At 29.2% G+C, this 19,640-nt stretch carries 17 protein-coding genes and 1 other annotated feature; of the genes, 5 read left to right on the top strand and 12 right to left on the bottom strand.

All coding sequences use genetic code 11. The features are described from left to right. Nucleotides 1-2: 2 nt before the first annotated feature. Both AC2A4K_RS01170 and AC2A4K_RS01165 read left to right on the top strand, forming a co-directional pair. On the top strand, nt 3-821 hold the full coding sequence (locus AC2A4K_RS01170) for an ABC transporter permease (RefSeq protein ID WP_322505248.1): 819 nt from the start codon (nt 3-5) through the stop codon (nt 819-821). Nucleotides 822-825: 4 nt separating this feature from the next. After that, a complete protein-coding gene (locus AC2A4K_RS01165) occupies nt 826-1,617 on the top strand; it encodes an ABC transporter permease (RefSeq protein ID WP_322505247.1) in 792 nt (263 codons plus the stop codon). Nucleotides 1,618-1,829: 212 nt separating this feature from the next. Here AC2A4K_RS01165 and AC2A4K_RS01160 read toward each other — a convergent pair whose 3' ends face one another. From AC2A4K_RS01160 to AC2A4K_RS01140, 5 genes are all read right to left on the bottom strand, one after another. After that, the gene (locus AC2A4K_RS01160) at nt 1,830-2,798 is read right to left on the bottom strand and encodes an alpha/beta hydrolase (protein ID WP_322505246.1); all 969 of its coding nucleotides are present in this window, start codon (nt 2,796-2,798) and stop codon (nt 1,830-1,832) included. A 703-nt stretch (nt 2,799-3,501) separates the two neighbouring features. After that, complete coding sequence (locus AC2A4K_RS01155; RefSeq protein ID WP_322505245.1) at nt 3,502-3,957, bottom strand: S-ribosylhomocysteine lyase; 456 nt, start codon at nt 3,955-3,957, stop codon at nt 3,502-3,504. Between the two features lie 55 nt (nt 3,958-4,012). Further along, nucleotides 4,013-4,921: a PLP-dependent cysteine synthase family protein gene (locus AC2A4K_RS01150; RefSeq protein WP_322505244.1), complete on the bottom strand. Its 909-nt coding sequence runs from the start codon at nt 4,919-4,921 to the stop codon at nt 4,013-4,015. After that, nucleotides 4,908-6,062, bottom strand: a complete 1,155-nt coding sequence (locus AC2A4K_RS01145) for a trans-sulfuration enzyme family protein (RefSeq protein WP_322505243.1) — start codon at nt 6,060-6,062, stop codon at nt 4,908-4,910. Before AC2A4K_RS01145 ends, AC2A4K_RS01150 begins: the two co-directional genes overlap by 14 nt. A 100-nt stretch (nt 6,063-6,162) precedes the next feature. Next, a complete protein-coding gene (locus AC2A4K_RS01140; RefSeq protein ID WP_322505242.1) occupies nt 6,163-6,786 on the bottom strand; it encodes a class I SAM-dependent methyltransferase in 624 nt (207 codons plus the stop codon). 56 nt (nt 6,787-6,842) lie between these two features. Then, nucleotides 6,843-7,084, bottom strand: a binding site (T-box leader). Nucleotides 7,085-7,520: 436 nt separating this feature from the next. Between AC2A4K_RS01140 and mscL the strand changes: the two genes are divergently transcribed. From mscL to AC2A4K_RS01125, 3 genes are all read left to right on the top strand, one after another. Continuing rightward, nucleotides 7,521-7,979, top strand: coding sequence for a large conductance mechanosensitive channel protein MscL (gene mscL, locus AC2A4K_RS01135; protein ID WP_322505241.1), 459 nt, complete (start codon nt 7,521-7,523; stop codon nt 7,977-7,979). 584 nt (nt 7,980-8,563) lie between these two features. After that, the gene (locus AC2A4K_RS01130; RefSeq protein WP_322505240.1) at nt 8,564-10,054 is read left to right on the top strand and encodes an amino acid permease; all 1,491 of its coding nucleotides are present in this window, start codon (nt 8,564-8,566) and stop codon (nt 10,052-10,054) included. 154 nt (nt 10,055-10,208) lie between these two features. Next, nucleotides 10,209-12,278, top strand: a complete 2,070-nt coding sequence (locus AC2A4K_RS01125; RefSeq protein WP_322505239.1) for a beta-galactosidase — start codon at nt 10,209-10,211, stop codon at nt 12,276-12,278. A gap of 47 nt (nt 12,279-12,325) precedes the next feature. On the opposite strand, the gene AC2A4K_RS01120 is transcribed toward AC2A4K_RS01125, so the two are convergent. The 7 genes from AC2A4K_RS01120 to arcA all read right to left on the bottom strand — a co-directional run bounded on the left by AC2A4K_RS01120 (nt 12,326) and on the right by arcA (nt 19,131). Next, on the bottom strand, nt 12,326-12,880 hold the full coding sequence (locus AC2A4K_RS01120; RefSeq protein WP_322505238.1) for a metallophosphoesterase: 555 nt from the start codon (nt 12,878-12,880) through the stop codon (nt 12,326-12,328). Nucleotides 12,881-13,058: 178 nt separating this feature from the next. Further along, nucleotides 13,059-13,244, bottom strand: coding sequence for a hypothetical protein (locus tag AC2A4K_RS01115; RefSeq protein WP_322505237.1), 186 nt, complete (start codon nt 13,242-13,244; stop codon nt 13,059-13,061). A gap of 360 nt (nt 13,245-13,604) precedes the next feature. After that, the gene (locus AC2A4K_RS01110) at nt 13,605-14,060 is read right to left on the bottom strand and encodes an arginine repressor (protein ID WP_322505236.1); all 456 of its coding nucleotides are present in this window, start codon (nt 14,058-14,060) and stop codon (nt 13,605-13,607) included. 72 nt (nt 14,061-14,132) lie between these two features. Then, complete coding sequence (gene arcC, locus AC2A4K_RS01105; RefSeq protein WP_322505235.1) at nt 14,133-15,077, bottom strand: carbamate kinase; 945 nt, start codon at nt 15,075-15,077, stop codon at nt 14,133-14,135. Between the two features lie 130 nt (nt 15,078-15,207). Then, complete coding sequence (gene arcD, locus AC2A4K_RS01100) at nt 15,208-16,641, bottom strand: arginine-ornithine antiporter (RefSeq protein WP_322505234.1); 1,434 nt, start codon at nt 16,639-16,641, stop codon at nt 15,208-15,210. Nucleotides 16,642-16,786: 145 nt separating this feature from the next. Beyond that, complete coding sequence (gene argF, locus AC2A4K_RS01095; protein ID WP_322505233.1) at nt 16,787-17,782, bottom strand: ornithine carbamoyltransferase; 996 nt, start codon at nt 17,780-17,782, stop codon at nt 16,787-16,789. Nucleotides 17,783-17,889: 107 nt separating this feature from the next. Continuing rightward, the gene (arcA, locus tag AC2A4K_RS01090) at nt 17,890-19,131 is read right to left on the bottom strand and encodes an arginine deiminase (protein ID WP_322505232.1); all 1,242 of its coding nucleotides are present in this window, start codon (nt 19,129-19,131) and stop codon (nt 17,890-17,892) included. Between the last annotated feature and the right edge of the window lie 509 nt (nt 19,132-19,640).

Raw genomic sequence — 19,640 nt, 5'->3', positions numbered from 1 at the left:
CTATGGATTTCTTTAAAACAATACGAGTTTATAGTTCCTTTGCTAAAGGTGACTTTAAAAAACTCTCAGCTTACAAAGCCAACCTATTCATGGGATTAATAGGTCAATTAATTATGATAAGTGTTACTTATTTTCTTTGGATAGCTATTTATAGCAGTTCACAAGAAGGAGTTATGAAAGGTTTCACTCTAAAGGAAATGCTTACTTATATTATGATTACGCTTTTAATCGGAATCGTTACCAGTACTGATGTAAGCCGTGATATATCCTTTGAGGTTAGAGATGGTTCTATTGCTATGAATCTAATTAAGCCCATAAATTATAGACTAAGAATAATTTTTATTGGAATAGGAAACTTCATATTTTCCTTTTTGACCTTGTTTTTACCTGGTGCAATTTTAGTTAGTATTTATGCATTATATAATGGAATAAATATTAACCTAATTTCACTTTTAATATTTTTGATTAGTATTATTTTAGGTTTTTTAATCAATATTTATTATTCTTATATGTTTGGATTATTAGCTTTTAAATTTTACAACATATGGGGAATATCTCAAATTGCTCGTGCTATTATAATGCTTGTTTCAGGAGCTATGATTCCACTTACATTCTTCCCTGAAATAGTACAAAAGCTATTTAACTTTTTACCATTTAGCTCAATAATATATACTCCTGCTATGATTTATCTTAATAAATTAAGCTCTATTGAAATAGCTAAATCACTTGGATTACAACTTCTTTGGGTTATTATACTTATGGGCTTATCTAAGGTTATGTGGAATAGAATAATTGATAAATTAACTATTCAAGGGGGTTAAGAGCATGAAAAGATATTATAAAATTTATATACAATTTTTAAAGCAATACTTAAAAACCTTAATGGAATATAAAGAAGACTTTATTTATGGAATCTTTGGATTTTTGTTAGTACAAGCTACTTCCTTAATATTTATTTCTCTTATATTCAGCAACATCCCTACTCTAGCTGGATGGAGTTTTTACGAAATAATATTCATATATGGCTTTTCCCAAATTCCAAGAGGAATTGACCACATATTTACTGACTATCTTTGGATTTTTTGTTGGAAAAGTATAGTTCATGGAGAGTTTGACAGATATCTATTAAGACCTTTAAATCCATTATTTCAAGTAATAGCAGAAAGGTTTCAACCTGACGGCTTTGGAGAACTTATAGTTGGAATTATACTTGTTATTTATTCAGGAATAAAACTTGGAGTAAAAGTTACCCCTCTTTGGATTATAGGATTCATAATTGCTGTTATAGGAGGTACTTTCATATACACAGGAGTAAAACTTGCTGCAACATCAATATCCTTTTGGACTAAAACAAGCTTTAGACATGTTCAAATTGCTTATGGATTAAGTGATTTTGCTAAATATCCTATAAATATTTATCCAAGTGCAATAAAGTTTTTATTAACTTTTTTAATACCATTTGCTTTTACAGGATATTATCCCGGAACCTATCTTCTTGGAAAGGAAGGCTTTTTTATGGGAGTTATATTAACCTTAGTAGTAGGTGTTGCTACTATTCTTGTAGCTTATATGATATGGCTTAAAGGGGTTTCCTCTTATGAAAGTGCCGGAAACTAAACTTATAATAAATAGAATGTATTTTTATCAAATGTTTGTTCTTATAGTGAACCATAAGAACATCTTAATTAGCAGTTAATATTACATTCTCTAATAGTTAGCAACTCTAAGACCCTTATCTTTACAAGCTATAACCTTAGAGTTTCTCGCTACTAAATAAAATGAGACCATGTATTAGAGTTAAATTTAACTCTAATACATGGCCTTATTTTTTATGCTTTACTATTTTCTTTTAAGAAGTCAATCACACTCTTAAATGTTTCTTGAGCTTCTTGAAGAGAAAACTTAAATTGATATTCATGCCATAAATCCTTATTTTCAAAGAATTTTGAAGTAACTTTAACTCCCGAATCTCTTAATAAAGCTGCTAACTCTTTTCCTTGATTTACAAAAGGATCTATATCTCCAACAGTTATAAAGGTATTAGGATAATTAAGGGTTATGTTTTTAATTGTAGATAGCTCGTCTATTCTTTTATAATGCTCAAAATCTTTAACTCCAGTTAAACATTGCATATATGTTTGAATCCCAGGGAATTTTGTTGCTCTAACAGAATCCATATCATATAGTCCACAAAATAATATAACTCCCCTTAATACACTATTACATATACTTGGTTTTAAATTCATTCCTTCAGCTAATTTTTTATTACTTATAATAGCCCCTAACTGGCTCGCTATTTGAGCTCCTGCTGAATCTCCTCCAATGAATATACTCTCTCTATCTCCATTAAAGTTTTCTATGTTATTCCAAACATATTTTAAAGCTTCATTACATTGAGTAATCTGACTTGGATATTTATATGTTGGTGCTAAAGCATAATCTATATTAACTACAACAAAGCCTTCATTAGCTAGAGCCATCATATAACTTTTAACTGTCTCCTTACTATTAGCTATGTATCCTCCACCATGAATCCACATTATAACTGGCATCTTTTCATTAATGCTCTTTGGATAATATATATCTAATTTATTATTATTTAAAATTGATGATTTATAAGTAATATCATCTTTAATATTTAAGTTATTATATATCTCACTAAAATTCTTAGGCTTTGGATAAGCTCCCAATTGGAAAATAACCTTATAAATTTTAGCTGCTAAAGTATATTTAGTAACTTTCTCTACAACACTAGATGATAAATTTATGGCATCTATATATAAACTTTTAAAACTCATTTTACTCACCTTCTTAAGTTGCTTTTCATCCAAATAAGTATATCCCAAGTATTATTATATACTTCTATTTTAATAAGGTATATTATTCATTTAAATTTATTTTTTCCTACATACCCAATATTTATTTTATTAGCTTATTTAAGCTTGTTTTATTTTTTATCTTTTGTCATTTTATCCATAAAATAGCTTTAACTTATATATCAAACTCTTTAATTATCTTCAACTTAATCATAAAAAATTATCTTTAATCTAAATAATAATAAATTTAAAAAATATCCTTAAAATTTATTTATGTTATAATAATTTCATTGATTAAAACGTTTAAAAATAAACTAAACTAACCTCTCAAAGCTAATAATTAACTTGATTTTTAATTATAGATTCCATCTGTTATATGACATCTTAGAATTTACTTCAATGAAATTTATGATTTATATAAATATTTTATAGTATTAAACTATACGGATGTTACTCCTATATACCAAGAATAATATTATGTAATAGTCCTTATAGCTGCCCTAATAAACTAAATTTAAATAGCTTTCCATCAAATTTTAAAATATAAATAATCATCACTCCAATGTGCTTTTTTATATAAAAAGCATCATATACTCCTAAAGCCATGAATAGATTTATTTCTATTCATGGCTTTAATATATTTACAATCTCTATTCAAAATACTTTTTATAACACTATTTTCTTTTTACTCTACATAAAATTTATCACTTATTCCATTTTCTAAAACTTGTCTTGCATGATTTTTAGCCAATTCTAATGAATGTAACTTTGCACTTCCACATTGTAATTCATTGGCAGCAGGAATTTCTTCTTGTACTAAAACCTTATCTAGTGAATATTCTAATGCTTCTATAACCGCTTTAACTTCAACATCTCCAAAGCTTGTTAAATAAAAACCTGTTTTACATCCCATAGGTGATATATCTATAACATCTTCTAATTTTTCTCTCATAAACCCTGCTAGAAAATGTTCTAATGTGTGCATTCCCTTATCACTTAAAAGTTCCTTATTAGGTTGTACAAATCTTAAATCAAACTTTGAAACAATGTCTCCTTTAGGTCCAACCTTTATCCCAGCTTTTCTGACATAAGGTGCTTTAACCTTTGTGTGATCTAATTCAAAACTTTCAACTTTAACCATTTAACCCATCTCCTTTTAATATGTTCTATTAATATATTATTTTATATATATTTTTTTAGAATAATTCTGTACTAAAATATCTATCTCCTCTGTCAGGAAATATTGTTATTATATTACCTTTTTTTATCCTTTCAGCTAGTTTCAATGTAGCTGAAAGTGCTGCCCCCGATGATGAGCCTACTATTAATCCTTCTTTTTGTGCTAGTAGTTTCACTGCCTCAAAGGCTTCTTCATCATCTACTTTTATAACATCATCTACTAAGCCCATTTCCATAGTTTCAGGAATAAAGTTATTACCTATTCCCTCTATTTTGTAGCATCCACAAGTTCCCCCTCCTATAATGGAACCTACAGGATCTGCTAATACACCTTTTACTTCTCGTATATTCTCTTTTAAATATTTCAATACCCCTGAGAATGTTCCACCACTTCCTGCTCCAGCAACGAAATAATCAATTTCCCCATCTAGCCCCTCATATATCTCTTTTCCAGTAGTCTCATAGTGAGCCAATGGATTTGCTTCATTTGAGAATTGATTTAAGGATAAGGAATTAGGAATTTCACTTAATAATGAATTGGCTACCTTTATGGCACCTTCCATTCCATCTTCTTTAGGAGTATTTATTATAGCAGCCCCCAAAGCCTTCATTATTTTCTGTTTTTCTATAGAAAATTTATCTGGAACCACAAATATTATTTTATAGCCTTTATTAATAGCAGCTAAGGCAATGCCAATACCAGTATTACCTGCTGTTGCCTCTATAATAGTATCTCCCTCTTTAAGTTTGCCTTCTTTTTCTGCTTTAGCTACCATATACATTCCTACTCTATCTTTGCAACTTCCTCCTGGACTATTCCCCTCTATTTTTGCATATATATTTACTCCATCTTTAACTTTTATATTATTTAATTTTAATATTGGAGTATTTCCTATTAATTCTCTTATATCGTTATAGTACTTCATTTTCATCACCAGCCTTAACTAAAGCTTGTTTTATATCTTCCAATATATCTTCCCTATCTTCTATACCTACAGAAATTCTTATTAATCTATCTGTTATACCTATACGTTCTCTAAGTTCTATAGGCATAGCAGCATGAGTCATTGATGCTGGATGGCATGCTAAAGATTCAACACCGCCTAAGCTTTCCCCAAAGGTAATAAGTTTTAGATTATTTAAAAATTTCTTATAATCAATTTTGCTATCTAACGTAAATGAAATTACTCCTCCAAACCCAGAAGCTTGTTTCTTTTGTATCTCATGTCCTTTATGACTGTCTAAACCTGGATAATATATCTTTTCTATCCCGGATAATTTACTTAATTCTTTAGATATAAACTCAGCATTTAATTCGTGTCTATCCATTCTTACTGATAAAGTCTTAATTCCTCTAATCAATAAGAAACTATCAAAAGGTTGAAGTATTCCTCCAGTAGAGTTTTGAATAAAATGTATTCTTTCTCCAAGTTCTTCACCATTAACTACAACTAATCCTGCAACTAAATCACTATGTCCTCCAAGATACTTAGTAGCTGAATGAAGTACAATATCAGCTCCAAGATTTAATGGATTTTGGAAATATGGACTCATAAATGTGTTATCTACAATTGTTAATAATCCATATTTTTTAGCTTTGTTTGCTATCATTTTTATATCCATAACATCTAATAAAGGATTTGTTGGCGATTCTATATAAACAGCCTTAACATCTTCATCTACCTTTTCTTCAAGTTTTGTGAAGTCATCAACAACTTCATATTTTATTCCAAAGTTAGAGAATACTTTGTCTATTACTCTAAAAGTTCCTCCATAAACATTGTTAGTAATTAATATTTTGTCTCCACTCTTAAATAAGCTTAAAACTGCTGTAATGGCTGTAAGACCAGAGGCAAAGGCAAATCCTCTTTTTCCATATTCTATATCTGCAATCAACTTTTCTAAGGCTTCCCTTGTTGGATTACCTGTTCTTGAATACTCATAACCACTATTTTCCTCAAAATCCTTTTGCTTATATGTAGATGTTTGATATATAGGTATATTTACTGCCCCAGTTTTTTCATCTATACTTATGCCCCCATGTATTAATAAAGAATTCTTTTTCATAATTATCTCTCCTTTTTATTTTTGCTTTGCTTTAATTAACATCAATTTTAAGCTAGCTTTGAATAATTAGCTTAAAATCAACATACCCCTAAAAAAAGTTCTATTTTTTTGCTATTGCCATAAAAATACCTGGTTCTATTACTTCCCCAAGTAAAGACTCTCCTCTAGCAATTAATCCTGTATTTTCTACATGAATATTTTTAAAATATGCTTTTTCAAACCAATTTATTAATTGCTCATAATTAAATCCTAGCCAAATATCAAACATCTCCTCTCTTGCCCATTGTCCATTATGCTCTAATACATCAGTTATAATGACCTTTCCACCTGGTTTTAATATCCTATACATTTCCTTTATGGCCATGTCTGGATTTTCCACATGGTGTAATGCCATATTCATAAAAATTAAGTCAATGGAATCATCAAAAATTGGAAGATTTTCTACTTCCCCATTTATTGGATAGATATTATTTAACTCATTATCCTTAGCTGTTCTATAAAGCTCACTTAGCATATTCTTAGATGAATCTACTGAAAAAACTATATTAGCCTCTTTAGCTATTTCAAGACTTATAAATCCTGTTCCAGCTCCTAAATCTGCAATAACTTTATTTTTAATATCTACAGAGTTTATAGCCTTTTCTCTTAATTCATCTTTGAAATACTCTACTCTTATTCTGTTCCACTCCTTAGCTATGGAATTAAAATAGTTTACTGAATTCATGTTTTTAGCCCCCTAATTATAAAATTTACAATAAAAAAAACTCGCCTCTATAAAAATATAGAGACGAGGTAATTCGCGGTTCCACTCTAATTCAGATAAAATAAAATATATCTGCACTCAAAAAAATCAGCACTAATATGCCTAATCACTATAACGGGCGAACCCGGAGAACCCTACTAATAATTTCGGATTTCTGCTCCAAAGTGCACTTCACATTTTTTCTAAATAGAAAATTCTCACCATCATTTTCCTCTCTGTGATTTTCCAAAATGCTACTTTACTTTTTCAACGCATTTATACCCTAGTAATCTTATCTGAAAACTAGCAATTTTTATTAAATTCTAATACAATTCTTTTTAAAAATCAATACTTTTTTTGAATAAAATGAAAATAAAATTTATAATTTAGATTTATCTATTACAAAATAAACATACATATTCACTCACCAAGGTGTTTCTTTTCCTAACCATCCTTTTTGACTCCAGTATTCCTTATCTGCTTCAATTAGCTTTGTCTTTTATGCAAAAATAATATAGTATAAAACAATCCTTTAACTATTAATTTCACAGTTTTTTAAGTTATAAAAGTTTATTGTTTTAATAATAGGCTCTAAGGGAATGATAATATTTATATTATTTTACACTTATCTAAAACAAATATAGGTTTAAAATATAGCCTAATAATAAAAAATATAAATTATAGCTTGTAATTATATTTTGAAAGGAGAAATTAACATGTGGAAAGAATTCAAAGAATTTGCCATGAAAGGAAATGTAGTAGATTTAGCTGTCGGTGTTGTTATTGGTGGTGCTTTTGGTAAAATTGTAACTTCATTAGTAAATGATATTATAATGCCTTTAGTAGGAGGTTTAATAGGTAAAGTGGATTTTTCTAATCTATATATAAACTTAAGCGGTCAGCCCTTCAACTCTTTACAAGAAGCTCAAGCGGCTGGCGCAGCTACTATAAATTACGGACTATTTTTAAATAATTTACTTAATTTCTTAATTATTTCATTTTCTATATTTATAGTAATAAAGCAAATTAATAAAATTAAAGACTTCTCTATGAAAAAAGAAGAAGTTGAAGTTAAAGCTACAGAAAAAGATTGTCCTTATTGCTTTACAAAAATGGATATAAAAGCTACTAGATGTCCTAACTGTACTTCTACTTTAGAGAAATCAAATAGTTAATATACATATTGACTTTATCTTAAATATCGCATAAAACATAAAAGCTTTAAAACTATATTTTAACACTCTCACATAAAAATCAAGATTATGAATGGCAGAATTTCAAAATAAAATCCTGCCATTTTTTTATTATTGTTTTAGGTAAATATTGATTTTTAGCGACTTCTCCAAATCTAGCTTAATATGGCAAAAATCATATTAACTAAAGCATGAATTTACTCAGTAAATTTTTACCAATATTTTTACTAGAAAAACACTTACTTTATATAGTCATTTCATAACTATCTTCTTAAATCATATATTTTATTTTCACGAAATTTAATTTCAAAATAAATACTTTTATTGAAATATATGTATTAAATCTATGTTTACGAGTATAATTTTCTTTAAATTTAATATTAAAACAAATTTTATTACCATAATTATTTAGTAAAACTTTTTAGTAAAATTATTATTTTTTTACTAAAAATTCAAACTTTATACATTAATATCCAAGTCAAAAATGGTATTATATACTCACGGAAAACGTTTCCTTGATAAAAAATCAAATTAAAAAACTATGGAATATAAGGGGGAAATTTAAAATGAGTGAAAGAAAAAGGTCGCTTAGTTCAGGAGCTTTAATGCTTATGACATTTACGGCAGTATTTTCATTTGGAAACATAATTGATAGTAGTGTAAACATCGGACTTGCTACAGTACCATCTTACATTTTTGGTACAATATTTTATTTCTTACCATTTGCATTGATGATAGGTGAATTTGCAACAGCTAGTTCCGATTCTGAATCTGGAATCAACAGTTGGATAAAAAAATCCTTAGGTGCAAGATGGGCATTCTTAGGATCTTGGTCTTATTTCTTTGTTAATTTATTTTTCTTTACATCACTATTACCAAAGATATTAATTTACGCATCTTACACAGTAGTTGGTAGAAATGTCTTTGATGGAAGAACTGTTTTAATATCTGTTATATCAATAGCATTATTCTGGATAGTAACATTCTTATCTACAAAAGGGGTATCTTGGGTTGCTAAAGTAACAAATGTATCTGGTGTAGCTAGAATAGTTCTTGGATTAGGATTTATAGCATTATCTTTTGGAGTAATCTTATTCTTAGGGGAAGCTCCTGCTCAGGAATTCACTGCAGAAACTCTTGCTCCAAAGTTTGATTGGAAATTCTTCATGGTTTTAGCTTGGATATTACAAGCAGTAGGTGGAGCTGAAAGTATTGGAGTATATATTAAAGACGTAAAAGGTGGAAATAAAACTTTCATAAGAACAATGTTAATCTCAACTGGAATAGTTGGTGGCTTATATGCTCTTGGAGCTGTATCAGTAGGTTTAGTTGTACCATCTGAAACATTAAGCGGTAACTTCTCTAATGGATTATTTGACGCTTTCGCAATATTAGGTTCTCACTATGGAATAGGAAATATAGTAACAAACATAGTTGGATTTATAATGATGCTTGCTTCTTTAGGCTCATTAGTTTTATGGACAGCAGCACCAGTAAAAGTATTATTCTCTGAAATTCCAGAAGGAATATTTGGTAAGTGGATTTCTCAAACAGATAAAAAAGGTACTCCTGTAAATGCTTTATATGTTCAAGCAGCAGTTGTAACAGTATTATTATTAATACCTGCTTTAGGAATTGGATCAGTAGATAGCTTACTTGAAATGTTAATAAACATGACAGCATCAACTTCTCTAATCCCAGTATTATTCTTCTTAGTTGGATATATTGTTTTAAGAGCTAAGAAAGATGATATGGAAAGAAGCTTTAAAGTTGGACCAAGAGGTTTTGGTATAGCAATTGGTGTATTATTACTTGCACTATTCTCATTAGTATTTGTAATATCTTCAGTTCCAGCACCACAAGACTTTATGGCTTACTTCAATGGAACATTAGAAGCTGGAGCAACAAATCCTGTATTCATACTTGCATATAACGTAATAGGCTTAATAGTATTCCTAGGATTTGCTGAAATATGCTGGAGAAAATATGAGAAAAAAGTTGGAAAAGCTATTGCTAATGAATGGGTTGATGAATCTAACTCAGAAAAAATTGCTTAATTAAATCTGGTAATCTTTTAAGTTGAGACGTAAGGATTTAATACATCCTTATTTTCTCTCAACTTAAATTAATAAATAAATACTTAAAATTTTAAAACTTAAACAAACTTAAATAAAAATAATTTAATTAATATGGTATATGGAGGAGATTATTTTGAAAAACTTTGGACCAATAAGTTCTAAAATAACAAGAATGCTTCACGGAGCAGATTATAACCCAGAACAATGGATTGATATGCCTAATATATGGGGTGAAGATGTAAGATTAATGAAACTTTCACATACAAATGTTGTTGCTGTAGGAATTTTCTCATGGACAATGTTAGAGCCTGAAGAAGGAAAATTCAACTTTGAATGGTTAGACGAAATCATGGATTTAATGCACAAGAATGGTAACCAAGTTATACTTGCTACACCAAGTGGAGCTAAACCAGTTTGGATGGCTCATAAATATCCTGAAACTTTAAGAGTTATGCCAAACAGAGTAAGAAATTTATATGGTGAGCGTCATAATCACTGCTACACTTCTTCTATATATAGAGAAAAAATCGCTATAATAGATAGACTATTAGCAGAGAGATATAAAGACCATCCTGCTCTAATCATGTGGCACATTTCAAATGAATTTGAAGGACAATGTTACTGCCCTCTATGTGAAGAAGCATTTAGAGAATTTTTAAGAGAAAAATATGATAATGATATAAATAAATTAAACAATGCTTGGTGGGCTAAATTCTGGAGCCACACATATGCGAGCTTTGATGAAATAGAAGCACCAGCACCTCATGGGGAGCCTGCTCTTCATGGATTAAACCTAGATTGGATGAGGTTTGTTACTCACCAAACATTAGATTACTACAAGCATGAAAGAAGTATATTAAAGGAAATCACACCTGATATTCCTGTAACTACTAATTTCCATGACTATATATCACTTTACAGAGGTATAGATTACTGGAAATTTGCACCTTATTTAGATGTTGTATCATGGGATAACTATCCTTACTGGCATGGTGATGACAGAAATGATGCCCATGAAGGAAGTAGAATTGGCTTTGTTCATGATTTAAACAGAGCTATTTTAAATGGTAAACCATTTATGATGATGGAGAGTTCTCCAAGTTCAACAAACTGGCAATCAGTTGCAAAGCTTAGACGTCCTAACATGCACGTTCTATCTTCTCTTCAAGCTGTTGCTCATGGATCAGATACTGTTCAGTACTTCCAATGGAGAAAAAGTAGAGGATCATCTGAGAAATTCCATGGTGCTGTAGTTGACCATTGTGGACATGAAAATACAAGAGTATTTAGAGATGTAACTAAGGTTGGAGAAATTTTATCTAAGCTTAATGATGTAATTGGAACATCTGTAGAACCTGAAGTAGCAGTTATTTATGACTGGGAAAACTACTGGGCAATTAATGATGCTCAAGGTCCAAGAATAGAAAAGAAAGATTATCACGATACTTGTCAAAAACACTATAAAGCATTCTGGGATATGTCAATTCCAGTTGACGTTATAAACATGGATTGTGATTTCTCAAAATATAAAGTAGTTGTTGCACCAATGCTTTACTTATTAAGACCTGGTGTAGGTGAAAGACTTGAAGAGTTCGTTAATAATGGTGGTACTCTAGTTACAACTTACTGGAGCGGAATTGTTGATGAAAATGACCTATGCTTCTTAGGAGGATTCCCTGGTCCACTAAAAAAAGTTACAGGAATATGGGCTGAAGAGTTAGATGCTCTTTATGATAGCGATGTAAACTACGTAGCTATTGAAGAAGGAAATAGCCTTGGAATGAACGGTGAATATGAAGCTAGAATATTCTGTGACCTAATCCACTCTGAAGGTGCTGAAGTTCTTGCAACATACAAAACTGACTTCTATAAAGGCATGCCAGCTCTAACTTGTAATAAATTTGGACAAGGAGAAGCTTACTATATAGCATTTAGAAACAATGATGAATTCCTTGCTGATTTCTATGGAAACTTAGCTAAGAAAATCAACTTAAAGAAAGCTATAGAGCTTGATTTACCTGCTGGAGTTAACGCTCAAGTCCGTATGGATGAAAATAATGAGTTTGTATTCTTTATGAACTTCTCAGATGAATCTAAGTCTATCGATACTAAAGATCTTAATTTAACAGATATGTTAACAGGTGAAAAAGTAGAAAAAGTATTTGAAATGGAACCTTATGGAATAAGAATAGTTAGAAGATAATTTAAATAAAAGATACTAGGTAAAATTTTACCTAGTATCTTTTTAATTTATTTTTCATATATATCATATCCAAAGTTCTTTTTATTTCTTATTATCTCTTCCAAAGTACAAGGTTCTAAATTATTAACGTCAGCTCCAACGTTATAAACATTATCCATATTATACATTATTTTAGTTTCCGTATTGCAAATATCATGTACATGTCCATACAGATGTAGTGAACCATTATTTTTATACGCCCACTCAATTATTGGATAATGAAATAATACAATTTGTTTCCCACAATCCTTAATTATTTTATAATCTACTACTTCTAAAAATAGCTTTTTTAAATTTTCATTATTCTCTATCCATTGATCATGATTTCCCTTAATTAATATCTTTTTACCATTTAATCTATTTATTATCTTTTCATAATCTAACTTTATTCCATAAAACATATCTCCTAGAACATAGACCGTATCCTCATGGCTCACTTTATTATTCCAACGTTTTATTAATCCTTCTGTCATATCTTCTATAGATTTAAATGGTCTCTTTGAGTATTTTATAATGTTTTTATGACCAAAATGAGTATCACTAATATAAATTTTTTTTCCCATAGTAACCTCTCCTATTCATTTCTATTAATTAAATCAAAGCATTCTTAACTTTATTATTAATTATATTAATAAATTCACCATAAAATTTATTATAAATCTTACTCATATTATACTTATTATTTTTAAACTTTATATATAATCAAAACTATAAATTCATAAGAAAGTTATGTTTTCAGAATTACTTATTTTCTTTAATTACATAGTAAATTAATCCAATAACTATATAATCAATTACACAGGATATTAAACTAGAAATTGTAAATCCATTCTTAAAATTTGTTATTAAAGTTATCGTATTTAAAATTAAAGTTAAAATCAAAAGTATTTTAGTTATTTTTGTTAACCTAGATATTTTTTCTTGCATCTTAATCTCCTCTTATTCTAATCATATTAAATTAATTATAAAAAAATTATCCAAATACAGTTTATTATATTTAAATTATTATTAGTTTTAAATATAGTAATTTAAATATTAAACAAGGTTAAAATGTTTACTTTTCAGATATAAAAAATGTCACAGTCAAAGTTTATAAATTACAAACTTTGACTGTGACATTTTAATTTTATATTTAGGTAATTGTTTAGGATTTTAATTACTCAATTAAAACATTTTTTATTTTTTAATATTCTTAATTCTTAATAATAAAAATTGTTAATTTCTTTATGGTTTCTTGTATAATTTTTAAGTATAAAATGCAACATTTTTAAGGTGGTAAGATTTTAATTATAGTCTTAAAGAATCTAATTCTTTAAATATTTGTTGTGTAGCATTAAGGCTTCTACACAACACTAATATATGATTTTTTCTAGCTACAGTTCCAGCTATTCTATTATCTCCAAGCCTATCTATAAATTCTCCAACTAAACTAGCCATACCATTTAATGTATTAACTAATATAAAATACTCTTGAATAGCTATATCTACAACTGAGCTTTTAAATATGTTTTTATATTTTTTCACAAAAGCTCCTTCTTTTGTAACTACATATTTATGTTCTTTATTATCAAGTTTTTTTCTAATTATATTCATTTCATGTAAATCTCTTGATAGTGTAGCCTGTGTTACAATTATTCCACATGCTTTTAGTTCAATTATTAATTCTTCTTGTTTACCGATACATTTCTTTTCTATTATATCTAATATTGCCTGTTGTCTTAAAGATTTCTCTAAATTACTCATAGTTTCTCCTTTTCTACCATCTAACCCTTTATGTATGCTAATATAAACAATGAAATTAATATTTTTAGGTAATTATTTAACTATTTTAGTTCCAGATTCTCCTCTAAGAGCATCTCTAGCATTGCTTAAAGAAGCAATTATAGCCACTTTATCATCGCCACTTAATACGAATTTTTTACAAGCTTCTACTTTTGGAAGCATGCTTCCTGGAGCAAATTGTCCTTCTTCTATGTATCTATCTACTTTTTGTAAATTAATTTCTTTTAAAGCTTCTTGATTTGGCTTGTTGAAATTTACACAAACTCTATCTACTGCTGTTAATATTAATAATGCATCTGCATCTAATATTTCAGCTAATTTTTCAGCGGCAAAGTCTTTATCTATAACAGCTGGCACTCCTATAAGACTATCTCCTTCTTCTATTACAGGAATTCCACCGCCTCCGCAAGCGATTACAATAAAATCATTCTCTACCATAGTTTTTATAGCATCTTTTTCTACTATATCCAGTGGTTTTGGAGAAGCTACCACTCTTCTATACCCTCTACCAGCATCTTCTTTCATAACATAACCATTTTCTTTTTCTAATCTTTCAGCTTCTTCTTTTGAGTAAAAAGAACCTATTGGTTTAGTTGGATTTTTAAATCCAGGATCATCTTTATTAACAATTACTTGAGTTGTAATTGTATCCACTGATTTTTTAATTCCTCTTTTTAAAAGTTCTTCTCTTATTGTGTTTTGAAGATGATAGCCTATATAACCTTCTGAAAATGCATCAACTACATCAAATGGGAATAATGGATTTTTATCATCAATTTGATGAGCTAACTCAAGACTAGCTAATATTTGTCCAACTTGTGGTCCATTTCCATGTACTATTGATACTTCATGTCCATCTTCTATTAAATCAGCTACTGAAGCAGCTGTTTGTCTACATGCTTGTAATTGTCCTTCTGCACTTTTATCTGTTGAGTCTTTTTGTAATGCGTTTCCGCCTAATGCTAAAACAATTTTCATTGTCTTTTCCTCCTTTATTTCTCACAATTTAATCTTTAAGTAACCCTTTATATTTATACTTGTTTTTAATTTTATTCTTTGTCTTAAATCAACGTTTGCATAAAATATAGCCTTCTTTTAAAGCCACTATTTAAATAGTAATTGTTCCATTAGCTAGCATTACTACTGCTATGATTGCTATAACTAAAACTATTAAAGCTAGGACTTTTTCTTTTCCTTCAAAGACTTTATCTTTATTATTTTGTTTCTTACCAATGTAGAAGAATATAATACCTACTGCATATAATATAAAACATAATAATAAGTACTTAATTCCTGCAGCATAGCAAAGCCATATAGCATAAACGGTTGCTATTACACCAAAAATTTTATCTTTTGTTCTACCTGTAGGATCTTTATCGTAAGTTTCACCTGTTAAAGCTAATTTTAATCCATACATTGCACTTAAAAGATATGGAACTAAAATAGCTGTACTAGCTACTGAATATAAAGCTTGATAAGTACTACTTGCTACTAAAGTTAATATTAAGAATGCTTGTACTAATAAGTTAGTTATTATTAAAGAACCACTTGGTGTACCTTTTTTATTTAATTTAGCAAAAACCTTAGGTAATACCCCATCTTTTGCTGCTACATAAGGAATTTCGGCTGCAAGTAATGACCAACCAAGAAGTGATCCAAATAATGATATTATTAATCCTAAATTTATAAGAACTGCACCCCATTTACCCACAGCAAACTCTAAAACATATGCCATTGAAGGATTTTCAAGACCTGAAAGTTTAACTCTGTCCATAACGCCAAGTGCCATTAATGATATTAACATGTATATTACAAGTGTACCTACAAGACCAATTACTGTTGCCTTACCTACATCACTTTGCTTCTTAGCTCTTCCAGAAACAACTACGGCACCTTCAATACCTATAAAGCACCATAATGTTACTAGCATTGTGCTTTTAGCTTGTTGTACAATTCCACCTAAGTCAGTTGTACCCCAGAATTGGAATGTAAAGTTATGAAAATTAAACACAAATAATGAAATAACTATAAATAAAAATATTGGAACTAATTTAGCTATAGTAGTTATAAGATTTATAAGTGCCGCTCCACTTACACCATTTAATATTAGTAATGTAAATGCCCAAAGTAATATTGATGCACCAATAATAGCTGCTACATTATTCCCTTCTCCAAAGACTGGAAAGAAATAACCAATAGCTCCAAATAGAAGTACTGAATAAGATACGTTTCCAATCCATGCACTTAACCAATATCCCCAAGCTGAGTTAAATCCTATATATTCTCCAAAACCAGCTTTTGCATAACTATAAACCCCACCAGTAAGTTCAGGTTTTCTATTAGCTAATGATTGGTATACAAATGCTAATGCTATCATTCCAATACCTGTTATAACCCATCCTATTATAATTGCTCCAGTTCCAGCTCCTCTTGCCATATCTGATGGAAGATTGAAAGCTCCTCCTCCAATCATAGAACCAACTATTAATGCTGCTAACTGAGCAAACCCTAATTTTTTTGGTTCATTTTGTTGATCTGCCATATAACTCACCCACTTTCACATTAGTAAAAACAGGGCGGCATTTATAATATGATGAAAGGAAAACTCAGTTATTAAATTTAAATAATTTAAATGCTAATTATTTTCCTTAGATAATATTATAAATACAGCCCCTTAAGAAAATTTATTATTTACCAGCAGTTGCTACCATTACTGCCTTAATTGTATGCATTCTGTTTTCAGCTTCATCAAATACAACTGAATTTTTGCTTTTGAATACTTCATCCTCAACTTCTCTTATATCAAGGCCTAATCTATCAAGCATATCTCTGCATACTTCTGTATCTTCATCATGGAATGATGGTAAACAGTGCATGAATAATGTATGTTTATTACCTGTTTTATTCATCATTTCTTTAGTTACTTTGTATGGAGTTAATAATTTAACTCTTTCTGGATATAAGCTTTCATCTTCTCCCATTGATACCCAGATATCAGTGTATATAACGTCTGCATCTTTAACTGCTTCATCAACATTTGAACTAAATTCTATTGTTGCTCCAGTTTGTTTTGAGTATTCTTGCATTTCTTTAAGAATATCTTCATCTGGTTTTAAGCTTTCTGGTCCAAGAGCTACGAAGTGCATTCCCATTTTAGCTGCACCATACATTAATGCATAACTCATGTTATTTCTTGTATCTCCAGTGAATACTAATTTTATTTCACTTAATGGTTTATGTGCATGTTCTTCTATTGTTAAGAAATCTGCTAATATTTGAGTTGGGTGGTCAGCATCAGTTAATCCATTCCATACTGGAACTCCTGCATATTTAGCTAATTCTTCAACAGTAGATTGTTTGAATCCTCTAAATTCAATACCATCGTACATTCTTCCAAGAACTTTTGCAGTATCTTCTATTGATTCTTTTTTACCCATTTGTGAGTTAGTTAAGAATGTTACATGAGCACCTTCTTCAGCAGCTCCGCATTCAAAAGCACATCTTGTTCTAGTTGAAGTTTTTTCGAATAATAAAACTACATTTTTACCTTTTAAGTTATCTCCTAATATTCCTGCTCTTTTTTTAGCTTTTAGATCATGAGAAAGATCTAATAAGTATCTAATTTCTGCTGGTGTAAAGTCTTTTAATGTTAAGAAGCTTCTTCCTTTTAAGTTAACTGCCATTGTTAATTCCTCCTAATATTCAATATCTCTTAATTTATATACGTTTACAAAAAATCCGAAAGTTTTGTATTCTCTTAAATTCTCTAATATATTATGTTAAGTATATTCTATAAATCTTCTCTAATTAGAGGCATTGACATACATCTTGGGCCCCCTCTACCTCTTGATAACTCAGATGAAGGGATAACATGTAATTTGATTCCTTCTTTTTCTAATATTGCATTAGTTACGTAGTTTCTTGAGTAAACTACAACTTCACCTGGTGCAATAGCAAGCGTATTTGAACCATCATTCCATTGTTCTCTAGCAGCTATTATTTCATCTCCGCCACCACATTTTATTAATTTAATATCTCTATCTAGATATTTCTTTAATATATTTTCTAAAGTATCTGATTCTTCAGTTGCAAGTAATTGTCCATCATTATCAGGATCCTTAGTTAATGCATAAACTTCTAAAGGTCCTACGATACCAGGATGAACTGTAAATTTATCATAATCTACTTGAGTAAATACTGTATCTAAGTGCATAAATGCTCTTGATACTGGTATTTTAAATGCTAATACAGTTTTGAAAGTTGTATCTGGATAGTAAAGTAACTTTTTAGCTAGTTTTTCAACTGATTTTGAATCAGTTCTTTGAGATATACCAACTGCTAATATTTCTTTTGAAAGTATTAATTCATCTCCACCTTCAAGAGAAGTTTTGTCATCTCTGTTAAACCAGAATGGAATATCTTTTCCTTCAAATCTTGGATGATATTTGAATATGTATTTTGCAAATATTGTTTCTCTGTTTCTTGTAGCTGTTCTCATATGGTTTAATGTAATACCATTTCCAATTGTTGCAAATGGATCTCTAGTAAAATAAAGATTTGGCATTGGATCACATACAAATGGATATACATCATTTACTTGATCATATAATGATTCTCTGTGATAACCCTTAAGTTCTTCTTTTCTTACTCCAGCCATCATTACATCAATCATTCTTTTATTATCACTAAATGAAGTAAAGTATTCTATTAATGCTTCTTTTAATTTTTCACTTTCAACTCCAGCTTCATCTATAAACTCATTTATAAATTGTTCCTTAACTTCTTCACTAGTTCCTATTGCTTCAGCAGCAAGAACTTCTAGATAAAGCACCTCTACTCCCGCATCTCTTAAAGTTTGTGCAAAGGCGTCATGTTCTTCCCTTGCAACTTTTAAGTATGGAATGTCATCGAATAATAATCTATCTAATAAATCTGGTGTTAAATTTTCAATTTCTTCTCCAGGTCTATGTAGTAGAACTGTTTTTAATCTTCCAATTTCAGAAGTAACGTTTAATGCTCTGTCATCTCTCATAATATACACTTCCTCCCTTTATCTTTTAGTTTTTTTTGTAGGTCGTTGTCCTCCCCACACCTATGTTATACACCCTCTTAAAAACGATTTCAAACCCATATATTTGAAATTATTGTATATAAGTTTTCATTTTTATTCAAAATAAAAATTACTAAATAAACCGGTTAATCAAGAAATTTTTGTAAAAGTCAGATATTTCAATTACCGTGAATATTTTAAATTTTTTGAATATATTATGTATATTTATTGAATAATATTTTTAAAAAATTTAATGTTTTTTTATTTTTATCTTGAAATTAGGGTTAAACTTAGAAATTCTAAATAAAATCTTACACATATTTTTATCATTTTACTTTAAAAATAATCGAAATATATTTGCATCTATTTGATTAAGTTTCCATTTTAAATAGTTATTAATAAAATAAAAAAAGACAAGTCTACACTTGCCCTTTTTTAAAAAATATTCCTTATATTTAACTTAAAATATTATTTACTAAAGTACTAAAACT

The organism is Clostridium sp. LIBA-8841, assembly GCF_057782475.1.
Note: the sequence above shows the minus strand (reverse complement) of the source record. Positions and strands in the feature narration are given on the sequence as shown.

Excerpts from the sequence above, each read along its gene's own strand:
- AC2A4K_RS01170 (WP_322505248.1), top strand. The coding sequence starts at position 3 with ATGGATTTCTTTAAAACAATACGAGTTTATAGTTCCTTTGCTAAAGGT.
- AC2A4K_RS01165 (WP_322505247.1), top strand. The coding sequence starts at position 826 with ATGAAAAGATATTATAAAATTTATATACAATTTTTAAAGCAATACTTA.
- AC2A4K_RS01160 (WP_322505246.1), bottom strand. The coding sequence starts at position 2,798 with ATGAGTTTTAAAAGTTTATATATAGATGCCATAAATTTATCATCTAGT.
- AC2A4K_RS01155 (WP_322505245.1), bottom strand. The coding sequence starts at position 3,957 with ATGGTTAAAGTTGAAAGTTTTGAATTAGATCACACAAAGGTTAAAGCA.
- AC2A4K_RS01150 (WP_322505244.1), bottom strand. The coding sequence starts at position 4,921 with ATGAAGTACTATAACGATATAAGAGAATTAATAGGAAATACTCCAATA.
- AC2A4K_RS01145 (WP_322505243.1), bottom strand. The coding sequence starts at position 6,062 with ATGAAAAAGAATTCTTTATTAATACATGGGGGCATAAGTATAGATGAA.
- AC2A4K_RS01140 (WP_322505242.1), bottom strand. The coding sequence starts at position 6,786 with ATGAATTCAGTAAACTATTTTAATTCCATAGCTAAGGAGTGGAACAGA.
- mscL (WP_322505241.1), top strand. The coding sequence starts at position 7,521 with ATGTGGAAAGAATTCAAAGAATTTGCCATGAAAGGAAATGTAGTAGAT.
- AC2A4K_RS01130 (WP_322505240.1), top strand. The coding sequence starts at position 8,564 with ATGAGTGAAAGAAAAAGGTCGCTTAGTTCAGGAGCTTTAATGCTTATG.
- AC2A4K_RS01120 (WP_322505238.1), bottom strand. The coding sequence starts at position 12,880 with ATGGGAAAAAAAATTTATATTAGTGATACTCATTTTGGTCATAAAAAC.
- AC2A4K_RS01115 (WP_322505237.1), bottom strand. The coding sequence starts at position 13,244 with ATGCAAGAAAAAATATCTAGGTTAACAAAAATAACTAAAATACTTTTG.
- AC2A4K_RS01110 (WP_322505236.1), bottom strand. The coding sequence starts at position 14,060 with ATGAGTAATTTAGAGAAATCTTTAAGACAACAGGCAATATTAGATATA.
- arcC (WP_322505235.1), bottom strand. The coding sequence starts at position 15,077 with ATGAAAATTGTTTTAGCATTAGGCGGAAACGCATTACAAAAAGACTCA.
- arcD (WP_322505234.1), bottom strand. The coding sequence starts at position 16,641 with ATGGCAGATCAACAAAATGAACCAAAAAAATTAGGGTTTGCTCAGTTA.
- argF (WP_322505233.1), bottom strand. The coding sequence starts at position 17,782 with ATGGCAGTTAACTTAAAAGGAAGAAGCTTCTTAACATTAAAAGACTTT.
- arcA (WP_322505232.1), bottom strand. The coding sequence starts at position 19,131 with ATGAGAGATGACAGAGCATTAAACGTTACTTCTGAAATTGGAAGATTA.